Source organism: Streptomyces murinus (assembly GCF_002154555.1).
GTDB classification, from domain to species: domain Bacteria; phylum Actinomycetota; class Actinomycetes; order Streptomycetales; family Streptomycetaceae; genus Streptomyces; species Streptomyces murinus.
In genome coordinates this window covers 308-10,400 of record NZ_MUNF01000048.1, presented here as the reverse complement: position 1 = coordinate 10,400, position 10,093 = coordinate 308, and the positions used below count along the sequence as shown (strand labels likewise).

General features: G+C 74.1%; 10 protein-coding genes and 1 pseudogene. All 11 read left to right on the top strand.

Annotation, left to right across the window (positions count from 1 at the left end; translation table 11 throughout):
- A partial coding sequence (locus CCN72_RS03775; protein ID WP_086806308.1) for a phage tail protein occupies positions 1-290 on the top strand: 290 nt, incomplete at its 5' end.
- Entirely contained in the window at positions 287-784 is a 498-nt protein-coding gene (locus CCN72_RS03770) for a zinc-ribbon domain-containing protein (RefSeq protein ID WP_086806307.1), read from the top strand. The genes CCN72_RS03775 and CCN72_RS03770, both read left to right, overlap by 4 nt.
- A complete protein-coding gene (locus CCN72_RS39500) occupies positions 781-939 on the top strand; it encodes a DUF6760 family protein (protein WP_164932503.1) in 159 nt (52 codons plus the stop codon). Before CCN72_RS03770 ends, CCN72_RS39500 begins: the two co-directional genes overlap by 4 nt.
- Positions 940-1,063: 124 nt before the next feature.
- Positions 1,064-4,132, top strand: a complete 3,069-nt coding sequence (locus CCN72_RS03765; protein ID WP_143664035.1) for a hypothetical protein — start codon at positions 1,064-1,066, stop codon at positions 4,130-4,132.
- Between the two features lie 25 nt (positions 4,133-4,157).
- The gene (locus CCN72_RS03760; RefSeq protein WP_037662782.1) at positions 4,158-4,583 is read left to right on the top strand and encodes a phage tail protein; all 426 of its coding nucleotides are present in this window, start codon (positions 4,158-4,160) and stop codon (positions 4,581-4,583) included.
- A 55-nt stretch (positions 4,584-4,638) separates the two neighbouring features.
- The gene (locus CCN72_RS03755) at positions 4,639-5,361 is read left to right on the top strand and encodes a CIS tube protein (RefSeq protein WP_085562786.1); all 723 of its coding nucleotides are present in this window, start codon (positions 4,639-4,641) and stop codon (positions 5,359-5,361) included.
- A complete protein-coding gene (locus CCN72_RS03750) occupies positions 5,358-7,181 on the top strand; it encodes a VgrG-related protein (protein WP_086806305.1) in 1,824 nt (607 codons plus the stop codon). The genes CCN72_RS03755 and CCN72_RS03750 overlap by 4 nt, the downstream gene beginning before the upstream one ends.
- A 37-nt stretch (positions 7,182-7,218) precedes the next feature.
- Entirely contained in the window at positions 7,219-7,536 is a 318-nt protein-coding gene (locus tag CCN72_RS03745) for a PAAR domain-containing protein (RefSeq protein WP_085562784.1), read from the top strand.
- Positions 7,536-7,958, top strand: a complete 423-nt coding sequence (locus tag CCN72_RS03740; protein WP_037662788.1) for a GPW/gp25 family protein — start codon at positions 7,536-7,538, stop codon at positions 7,956-7,958. Before CCN72_RS03745 ends, CCN72_RS03740 begins: the two co-directional genes overlap by 1 nt.
- On the top strand, positions 7,958-9,922 hold the full coding sequence (locus CCN72_RS03735; protein ID WP_085562783.1) for a putative baseplate assembly protein: 1,965 nt from the start codon (positions 7,958-7,960) through the stop codon (positions 9,920-9,922). The genes CCN72_RS03740 and CCN72_RS03735 overlap by 1 nt, the downstream gene beginning before the upstream one ends.
- Positions 9,919-10,093: pseudogene (locus CCN72_RS40220) on the top strand (phage tail protein); the annotation flags it as partial. The gene CCN72_RS03735 and the pseudogene CCN72_RS40220, both read left to right, overlap by 4 nt.

The following is a 10,093-nucleotide window of genomic DNA, read 5'->3' as shown; positions in this document are numbered from 1 at the left end:
GCAAGCAGCCGGGCGCCCGGCAGGCGGGTGAGATCACGATCACCCGGGGACTCGACAAGTCCAGCGAGTTCACCAAGTGGATCAAGGAAACCCTGAACAACGGTGCCGTCGACACCGCCCGGCAGAACCTGACCATCGAGATCAAGGACTCCAAGGGCGAGACGGTGCGCCGGATCCAGCTGATGCAGGGCTGGGCCTCCCGCTGGGAGGGTCCCTCCCTCAAGGCGGGCGAGTCCGCGGCGGCGACCGAGACGGTCACCATCGTGTTCGAGGAGATCGTCGTCGAATGAGGCGCCGTACGGTGACGGCGGGCAGCCTGGAGGAGATCCTCGACGCGACGGCGCCCGCCCCGGCCCCCGAGCAGTCGCCGGCCCCGGCGCCACCGTCCGGCCCTCCGGCCACGCGTGACCACGGGCTGCGCACCGAGTTCGAGTTCGAGCTGCCGCGCGGGTACGTGGACGAGTCGGGCACGCTGCACCGCAGCGGCTCGATGCGGCTCGCCACGGCCCGTGACGAGCTGCGCCCGCAGATCGATCTGCGGGTCAAGGAGAACCCCGCGTACCTCAGTGTGGTGCTGCTGAGCCAGGTGATCACCCGGCTCGGCACCATCACCGATGTGCACGCGGGCGTCGTGGAGCGGATGTACGCCACCGACGTCGCCTTCCTCCAGGACTTCTACCGCCGGGTCAACAGCGAGGGCCACACCCGCGCGGCGGTGACCTGTCCGCACTGCGAGGGCGGCTTCGAGGTCGACCTCTCGGGTGGGCGCCTGGGGGAATCGTGACGTACGCGCTTCCCCGGCTCCGGGAGGAAGTCGCGTACATCGCCTATCACTTCCACTGGCAGCGCGAGGAGATCCTCGATCTCACCCATGCGGAGCGCCGTCAGTGGGTGGGCGAGATCGCTCGTATCAACGCCCGTATGAACGAGGGTGGTTGAGGTCATGGCGTGGTGGGATGTACGCCGCCGACGGGACCGGGCCGCCGACATCGCGTCGGCGGCCCCGTCGGGTCCGTCCGGCCCGGGCCCGGCCGGCTCCGAGCCGTCGCGGGCCGCTTCGGCGATGCCCGGGGGCTCCCTGCCCGGGGACTTTGACGGCGGTTGGCGCCGGGTCGCGCCGCCGTCGCTGACCGTGGCGCGCGCGCCACTCGGCGTCAGCGACGGCCTCACCTTCCGCGACGGCCTCACCTCCTGGCAGAACCCCGCCTTCGACTCGGGCCTCGGCCATGGGCTGCTGCCCTCGGCACCAATGGGCCTGGTGCACGGTGTGACGCGCCCTGCCGTCCAGCGCTCGGAGTACGGCTCCGGCGGGCCGCTGCTGCTGCGTTCGCTGCCGGAGCCCGGCGGCGAGGAGGCGGGCGACGGCGCCGATTCCGCCCTGGCACAGGTCCAGCGGGTGGTGCGCGCGGACGGTCAGGGCGCCGGAGAGGTACGGCGGCCGACGGCCAAGTCGGCACGGCCGCAGTCTGTTTCGCCTTCGCCGGGCGCGGAGCGTGCGGTGGCCGACGGTGCGGGACGAGTGACCGGACCGGAGCTTCCGGTGGTACGGCGGGTCGCCGTGGTGCCGAATGCTCCGGGTGCCGGAACCACGCCCCGGAGTACGGCGGTCGAACCGGGCCGGGCGGGCGCGGTACGACCGCGACCGCTGGGCCCCTCGCTGACCGTGGCGCGGCGGGTGGCGACCGGGCCGGTACGGCGGGTCACCGCGGTACGACCGGTGCCGGCCGCCGGTGTCGAGGCCGGTACCGGTGCCGCGGGTGCCGGTGTCGCGGGTGCCGCTACGGTTCAGCGCGCCGCCGCTCCCGGGCGAGCGCCTGGGCGCGCTCCGTTGGGTGCGCCGATGACCGAACTTCCGTCCACGGCTGCTCCGTTGGCCGTCGACGGTCCACCGCCGTCCCGTTCCGTCACGGCCGGTGCGCCATCGTCGAGCGCTCCGGTGCTGCCGGTGGTGCAGCGCCGGGTGGATGCTCCCGAGACCGGCGCAGGGGAGGCCGTTGCGGCGCCGCGTGTCGTCGCGGCCGACGCGCGGACGGACGCCGGTGCGCAGGCCCCTGCCGTACAGCGCCGGGCGGACGGCTCCGGTTCCGGTCCGGCCGACACTCGGGCGGCGTCCAGGCCACTGCTTCCCGAGGTCCAGCGGCACGTGGACGCCGCTGCCGACAAGGCGCCCGAGACGCCCCGCGCCGCCGAGGTCCAGCCGTCGGCCGACCCGGTGCTGCCGGTCGTACAGCGTCAGGCGGAGGCTCCCGTCTCCACGGGGAACGAACTCCCGGCCGCCGAGGCACAAAAGCTCTCCCGGGACGTCACTCCCGCGCCCTCCCGGCCGTTGCTCCCCGAGGTGCAGCGTCTGGTGGACACTCCGGGCTCCGCCGGGAACGCGAGTCCGGCCGCGCCCGGTCTGCCGGCCACCGGTACTCCTGGGGCTTCCGGCACGGCCGACACTCAGTCCCCGGCGGGACCCGCGCTGCCCGTCGTACAGCGCCAGACGGACACCGCGGACGCCACCCCCGCCGCCGCCCGGCCGGGCTCCGGGCCCGCGCCGTCCGTCGTACAGCGCGCGGTGGACGTCTCCGAGGCCGCCCGGCCGACAGCCAAGCCGTTGCTCCCCGGAACACAGCACCGGGTGGACGCGCCGGCCCCGGCCGGGGCCGAACTGCCCGCCGTGAACGGGCCGGTACTGCCCGTCGTACAGCGCCAGGTGGAGGCTCCCGGCCCCGAGGTGCCCGCCAAGCCGCTGCTCTCGGCGGTGCAGCGCCAGGTGGACGCGTCCGGCTCCGCCGAAAAGGAACGTCCCGCCACGGCTCCCCGACCGGCCGCCGCCGCCGAGCCGACGCCCGGGCCGGTGCTGCCCGTCGTACAACGTCAGACGGACGCTTCCGCGCTGTCCGGCCCCTCGACCGCGCCGACGACGCGCCCCGGGTCCTCGGCCGGCCCGACGACGCGACCCGGCGCCGCCGGTCCGGCCGTATCCGAAGGACCCGCGCCGTCCCGCCGTACCGAGCGGACCGGACCGTCCGGAGCCCGTGCCCGTGGCGGTCTGGGCGCGCCCCTGTCCGCGCTGCCGCCGACCGCCGCCCCGCGCGGCCCGGTCGACGCCGGTGGCCGTCCGGCCCAGCCCTACGTCCAGCGGGTCGCGGCGGGGCAGGAGGCGCTACGGGCCTCCATGGCGCCCCTCCTGGGGACGGCAGCCACCGGCAGCCCCGCACCCACGGCCAACTCCTCCGCCCCGACGTCCCCTTCGGCGCCCGCCGAGGGATCCGCACCGGCCACTCCCCTGGTGACCCGGGCCGTGGCACAGCCGGGCCCCTCGGCCATGGACGCCCCCGGTGTCGTCCAGCGCGCGGCGTCCACCGGACCCGCGAAACCGGGACCCACGCAACCGGGACCCGCACGGCGTACGAACACCGCGCGCCCTGTCGTCGTGGCCCGTGCCCTCGCCGAGCCCCCGCGGACCGTGCGCGGCACCGCCCGCTCGCTCCTCTCCGGCCGCCCCCTCACCCTCAACACCCGTGCGCCGGAGGGCATGCCGCGCCCGCCGCAGGCCGACTCCCCCGGCGCTCCCGCCAAGCCCCCGGTCGTGGCGGCCTCCTGGCACCGTGAGCCCGCCCCGGAAACGGCGCGACCGGCCACCCCCGGGGCACCCCCGGTCCAGAGGGCTGTCCCAACTCGCCCGAAACTTCCCGTCGTACGCCCGGACACCACCGTCCAGCGGTCGGCAGCCGGTGCCGCCCTGCCCCTGACCGAGGCGCAGGCTCCCCCGCTCCAGGCGGCGCCGTCCCCGGCGTCGCTCACACCGCCCGGCGGGCTGCCCGTACCCGTGGTGCGGATGACCCGGCCGGTGGAGCCGACTCCCGTGGTTCCGGGCGGCGTTCAGGTCGATGTCGTACAGCGGGACGCGAAAGGGGCGGCCGGCGGCACGTCCGCGCGCAATCGTCCGCGGTCGGTCTCCGCCCCGGCGTCCTTCCCCGCGCCGGGCACGCCGGCCGACAAGAAGGAGGCCGCGCCGCAGGACCCGGGTGTCGACCTGGAGGACCTGGCGCGGCGGCTGCTCGACCCGTTGGCCCGGCTGCTGCGGGCCGACATGCGGCGGGGACGGGAACGCGCCGGACGCCCCTACGACGGACGGCGCTAGCGGACATGGAACGGATGGCCCACGGATGACGGACAACATCTTCGCGACGAGCGTGTTCTTCCGGCTCCAGATCGGCGGCAATGATCTGGGTGCCTTCCACACGTGCTCAGGCATGGGCGCGCAGGTGGAGATGGAGAGTTACGCGGAGGGCGGCAACAACGGCTTCACCTGGCAGCTGCCGGGCCGGGTCACCTGGTCCAACATCACACTGACCAGGCCGGTCACCGCCGACACGATGAAGATCAGCCGCTGGCTCGACCAGACGCTGCGCCGGGTGGAGCCCAAGGACGGGGAGATCGTGGCGCTGAAACCGGATCTGTCGCGGATCATCAGCTGGCAGGTGCTCGGCATCGTGCCGGTGCGCTGGGAGGGCCCGTCCTTCGACCCGGCCAACTCGCAGGCGGCGCTGGAGACGCTGGAGATCGCCCACGAGGGCCTGCGCCCCTCCTGACCCCGCGACCGGTACCCGCCCGCTCACCTCGATCCGTACGAAAGGAGTTCCCGGTATGTCCTCCGCCGCCCGCACCAGCCGTGCCCGGGCCCAACTGACCCTGAAGGAACCCCCTTCGGCGGTCGGCGCGAAGCCCGGCGGGACCATCGCACAGCTCAATCTCCAGTTCAACCCGTCCACCCTGCAACTGCGCAAGTCCACCACCTGGCGGCGCACCCCCTCCCGGATGGCCGGGCAGTCGGCGCTGCCGGAGTTCGTGGGCAGCGGGCCGCGGGAGCTGAGCCTGGACGTCTTCCTCGACGCGACGTCGACGCACGACGACTCGGTCGAGCAGGCGGTGGAGAAGCTGATGAAGGCCTGCGTGCCGACACCGGCGAGCCTCGCCCGCAAGAAGCCCGCGAGCCCCTGGGTGCGGTTCGAGTGGGGTACGGCCCGCACCACCTCGTTCGACGGGGTGATGTCCGGGCTCTCGGTGACGTACACGCTGTTCGACGTGGACGGCAAGCCGCTGCGGGCGACCTGTTCGCTCTCCGTGGAGGAGGCGAGCGTCGACCCGGCGGGGCAGAACCCCACCTCGGGCGCGCGCACCGCCCGCAGCACGCACACGATCGTGGCCGGGGACAGTCTGGCGCTGCTGGCCTGGCGGGAGTACGGCGACGCCACGGCCTGGCGGGTGATCGCCGAGGCGAACGGGATCGACGACCCGATGGACCTGCCGCCCGGCACCGAACTGGTGGTGCCGGCGCTCGGGGACGCGGGCGGTGAGGAGGAGCGGTGACGACACCCGAGGCGCGGGGCGGCCGGTCGTTCGCGGCGGACCCCGTCGTGGAGGCGCCCGGTGAGCTGCCGCAGATCTGGGCGGCGCAGCTGGTGAGTTGTGTGGTGGACGAGAACGTGGGGCTGCCGGACACGGCGGTGCTCACCTATCGCGACCCCGACAACGAGTTCCTGAAGTCGACCGGCATCACGCTCGGCACACCGCTGAAGGTGTCGGTGGTGACGGTCGCCGGGCAGGCGCGCGAGCAGTTGTTCAACGGCGAGGTCACGGCGGTGGAGATCGACCGGGACGGCACCGGCTCGTTCACGGTGGTGCGCGCCTACTCCAAGGCGCACCGGCTCCAGCGCGGCCGGAAGGTGGTGGCGTACCGGAACATGACGGCCGCCGCCATCGTGCGCAAGGTGGCCGCGGGCGCGGGGCTGCCGGTGGGGAAGGTGGAGGCCGCGCCGGTCACCTACAAGCAGCTGTCGCAGGCCAACGTCTCCGACTGGGACTTCCTCCAGTACCTGGCGGGCGAGAGCGGCGCTCAGGTGCGGGTGGACGACAAGGGGGTGCTCCAGTTCACCCGGCCCGAGCCGGCGTCGGGGGCGCCCGCGCCGTCCACCCCGGCGACGCAGAGCCCGATGGTGCTGGAGTACGGGCGCAATCTGCTGGCGCTGCGGGCGGCCCTGTCCGGCGCGGACGGCGCGTCCCAGGTGGAGGTGCGCGGCTGGGACGTCACCACCAAGACGCCGCTGGTGGCCCGGCAGCCGTCGGTGACCAGCAAGACGGTACAACCGGGGCTGTCCCCGTCGCTGGCGTCCACGTTCGGGGCGAGCGCCAAGCTGACGGTGACCGACACCCCGTACCGTACGCAGGCCGAGACGACGGCGGCCGCGACGGCGATCTCCGCGCAAGTGGCGTCCGCCTTCGGCGAGTTGGAAGTGGTGGTGGAGGGCAGTCCGCGGCTGCGGGCCGGGGTGCCGGTGGCGCTCGGCAATGTCGGGCCCGCCTTCTCCGGCCGGTACACGGCGACCGCCGTGCACCACAGCCTGGACCCGCACGGCGGTTACCGGACCACGGTGTGGGTCAGCGCCAGCCCGGACCGGTCCCTCGCGGGTCTGGCCACCGGCGCCAACGCGCCCGGCCGGGGCCCGCGCATCCCGGGCCTCGCCATCGGTGTGGTGACGGACGTACGGGAGCCGGGCGGCGCGCAGAACGGCGCGGTGCGGCTCAAGTTCCCCTGGCTGGACGACACGTATGTGTCCGACTGGGTGCGCACGGTGCAGTGGGGCGGCAAGGGCGGCGGTGGCGTGGTCAGCCCCGAGGTCAACGACGAGGTGCTGGTCGGCTTCGAACAGGGCCTGCTGGACAGCCCGTACGTCATCGGCGGCCTGTACAACGGCGTGGACACCCCGTCCAAGCACGATGTGCCGCTGATCGACGGGACCAGCGGCAAGGTCAACCGCCGTTCCATCGTGTCCCGTTCGGGGCACCGGGTGGAGCTGCTGGACCCGCGCTCGGGCCCCTCCGGGGTACGGCTGCGCACCGGGGACGAGCGCATGGAGGTGATGCTCGACGACCGCAACGACCGGATCACGCTGACCGTGTACGCGGCCGGCGGGCGCCGGGCGCTCACCTCGGTGCGTCTGGACGAGCACGGCATCACCCTCGACGCGGGCACCGGCAAGGTCAGTGTGAAGGGCGCCTCCGTGGACATCGACGGCACCAACTCGGTGAAGATGTCCGGACGTTCGGCGACCGTCTCCGGGCAGACCGACCTCACGCTCGACGGCGGTCTGCTGGGGGTGCTGAAGGCCGACCTCGTCCGCATCAACTGAACCGCCAGCCCCAGACACTTCCCAGGAGGAGCCCCACATGCCCGGCGCAGCCCGTACCGGCGATTCCACCAGCCACGGCGGGGTGGTCGCCACCCCGCCGCCCGGCGCCGCCGCGACGGTGGCCCGGGTACTGATCGGCGGCAAGCCCGCCGCCGTGGTGGGCAGCCTGCACACCTGCCCGATCCCCCCGCACGCGGCCCTCGGCCCCGGCAATGTCATCGTGCCCAACCCGGCCTCGCTGACCTCCGGCCTGGTCCTGATCGGCGGGCTGCCGGCCGCCCGCGCGGGCGACAAGTCCGCGTGCGGCGCGAACATCCTGCTCGGCGCCCTGAACGTGCAGATCGGGGGCCTGTGATGAGCGAGCGGTTCATCGGCCGGGGCTGGGCGTTCCCGCTGCGGGTCGGCCCGACCGGCGGTATCGCGCTGGTGGAGCGGGAGCGGGAGATCGAGGAGGCCATCCGGCTGGTCCTCGGCACCGCGCCCGGTGAGCGGCCGATGCGGCCCGAGTTCGGCTGCGGCATCCACGACTACGTCTTCGCGCCCGGCGACGGCGCCACCGCGGGCCGGATCGCGCAGCAGGTGCGCGAGGCGCTGGAGCGCTGGGAGCCGCGGATCGGCGTGGACGAGGTGGTCGTCGCCTTCGACGCCGTCGACGACGGCACCCTCTACATCGATGTGCGCTACACGATCCGTTCCACCAACGACCGGCGCAACCTGGTGTTTCCCTTCTACACGATCCCCTCCGAGGAGGGGGCCGAGGAAGCGGTCGCGGACTGATGGCCCTGCCCTCCCCCAATCTGGACGACCGGCGCTTCCAGCAGCTCGTCGACGAGGCGAAGCGCTATGTGCAGCAGCGCGCCCCGGAGTGGACCGATCACAATGTCTCCGACCCAGGCGTGACCCTGATCGAGACGTTCGCGTACATCGTGGACCAGCTGCTGTACCGGCTGAACCGGGTGCCGGACAAGAACTACACGGCGTTCCTCGACCTGTTGGGCATCCGGCTGTTCCCGCCCGCCGCGGCCGGAGCCGAGGTCGACTTCTGGCTGTCGGCGCCGCAGCAGGACGCGGTGACACTGCCCGCGGGCACCGAGGTGACCACCGCGGACGGCGAGGCGGAAGAGCCCGTGGTGTTCGCCACCAAGGACGAACTGCGCATCGTGCCCAGCGAGTTGACCCGGCTGGTGGCCGCACCCCGGGGCGGCGAGCAGACCGATCGGACCCGGGAGCTCGCCGAGGGCCGTGATGTGCGCTGCTTCCAGGCGGCCCCGCAGCCGGGTGACGCGCTGCTGTTCGGGCTGCCCACGGCGGTGCCCCGGTGCATCGTGGCGGTACGGCTGGACAGCCGGGTGGAGGGCGTCGGCGTGGACCCGCGTCAGCCGCCGCTGGTCTGGGAGGCGTGGGACGGCGGCCGCTGGCGGCTGTGCGAGACCGGCTCGGACACCACCGGCGGTCTGAACCGGCCCGGCGAGGTGATCGTGTACGTGCCCGGCGAGCACACCGCGTCCGTGATCGGGGGTACCCGGGCGGGCTGGCTGCGCTGCCGGGTCACCGAGGCGGAGCCGGGCCAGCCGTTCTACTCGGAGTCGCCGACCGTGCGCGAGGCGACGGTGTTCACGGTCGGCGGCACCACCCCGGTCGAGCACGCCGAGACCGTCACGGACGTCCCGCTCGGCACCTCGGAGGGGGTCGCGGGCCAGACGTTCCGGCTCGGCCGCCCGCCCGTGCTGCTGGACGGCGGGCCGCCGCTGGTGGAGGTCTCCTCGGCCGACGGCTGGCAGCGCTGGGAGGTGGTCGAGCACTTCGGGCGCTCGGGCCCCGGCGACCGGCATGTCCGGGTGGACGCCACCACCGGCGAGTTCGGCTTCCCGCCGGCGCTGCGCGAACCGGACGGCACGCTGCGGCTGTGCGGCGCGGTGCCGGAGAAGGGCGCCCACATCCGGGTGTCCCGTTATCGCACCGGCGGCGGCCCGGCCGGCAATGTGGCCCGGGGCGCGATCTCGGTGCTGCGCAGCTCGGTGCCGTACATCGCGCGGGTCGTCAACCGGGAGGCGGCGCGCGGGGGCGTGGACGGGGAGACCGTCGCCAACGCCAAGCTGCGCGCCCCGGACGCGCTGCGCATGCAGGAGCGGGCGGTCACCGCCGAGGACCACGAGATCATCGCCCGGCAGGCGGCGCCCTCGGTGCGCCGGGTGCGCTGTCTGCCCGCCGGGGACGGCGGTGCGGGTGCGGTGCGGGTGCTTGTGGTGCCGGACGCGGTCGCCGACGAGGGCGACGACCGGCTCCGTTTCGAGCAGCTCATCCCCTCGGACCAGGTGCTGACCGCGATCACCGAGAGCCTGGACGAACGGCGTCTGATCGGCACCCGGTTGGTGGTGGAGCCGCCGGTCTACCAGGGCGTCACCGTGGTCGCCCGGCTCGCGACCGCGCCCGCCGACACCGACCGGGTGCGGGACGCGGCGCTCGCCGCCCTGTTCCGCTATCTCAACCCGCTGCGCGGCGGCCCGGACGGCACCGGGTGGCCGTTCGGCCGTCCGGTGCAGTACGGCGAGGTGTTCGGGGTGCTCCAACGGGCCACCGGCAACGCGCTGGTGGAGGAGATCCGGCTGTTCGCCGCCGACCCGATCACCGGGCGGCGGGGCGCGCCGGTGGACCGTATCGACGTCGGTCCTGGCGCGCTGATCTTCTCCTACCAGCACCAGGTCGTCGTGCAGCCCATCGAGCCGGAGGCCCGTCCATGAGCCGTGCCGCCGTCCCCGGTCTGCCGAGCCGGCATCCGATCGGCGGGCTGCTGCCCGCGCTGTACGCCGACGACGACTTCGCGCAGCGGTTCACCGCGGGCCTGGACACCGTCCTCGCCCCCGTGTTCTCCACCCTGGACAATCTGTCCGCCTATCTCGACCCGCGGGTCG

Bases quoted from the DNA above. Each gene is read 5' to 3' on its own strand.
- CCN72_RS03755 (WP_085562786.1), top strand. From the start codon at position 4,639: ATGTCCTCCGCCGCCCGCACCAGCCGTGCCCGGGCCCAACTGACCCTG.
- CCN72_RS03740 (WP_037662788.1), top strand. From the start codon at position 7,536: ATGAGCGAGCGGTTCATCGGCCGGGGCTGGGCGTTCCCGCTGCGGGTC.
- CCN72_RS03735 (WP_085562783.1), top strand. From the start codon at position 7,958: ATGGCCCTGCCCTCCCCCAATCTGGACGACCGGCGCTTCCAGCAGCTC.
- CCN72_RS03760 (WP_037662782.1), top strand. From the start codon at position 4,158: ATGACGGACAACATCTTCGCGACGAGCGTGTTCTTCCGGCTCCAGATC.
- CCN72_RS03745 (WP_085562784.1), top strand. From the start codon at position 7,219: ATGCCCGGCGCAGCCCGTACCGGCGATTCCACCAGCCACGGCGGGGTG.
- CCN72_RS03770 (WP_086806307.1), top strand. From the start codon at position 287: ATGAGGCGCCGTACGGTGACGGCGGGCAGCCTGGAGGAGATCCTCGAC.
- CCN72_RS03765 (WP_143664035.1), top strand. From the start codon at position 1,064: ATGCCCGGGGGCTCCCTGCCCGGGGACTTTGACGGCGGTTGGCGCCGG.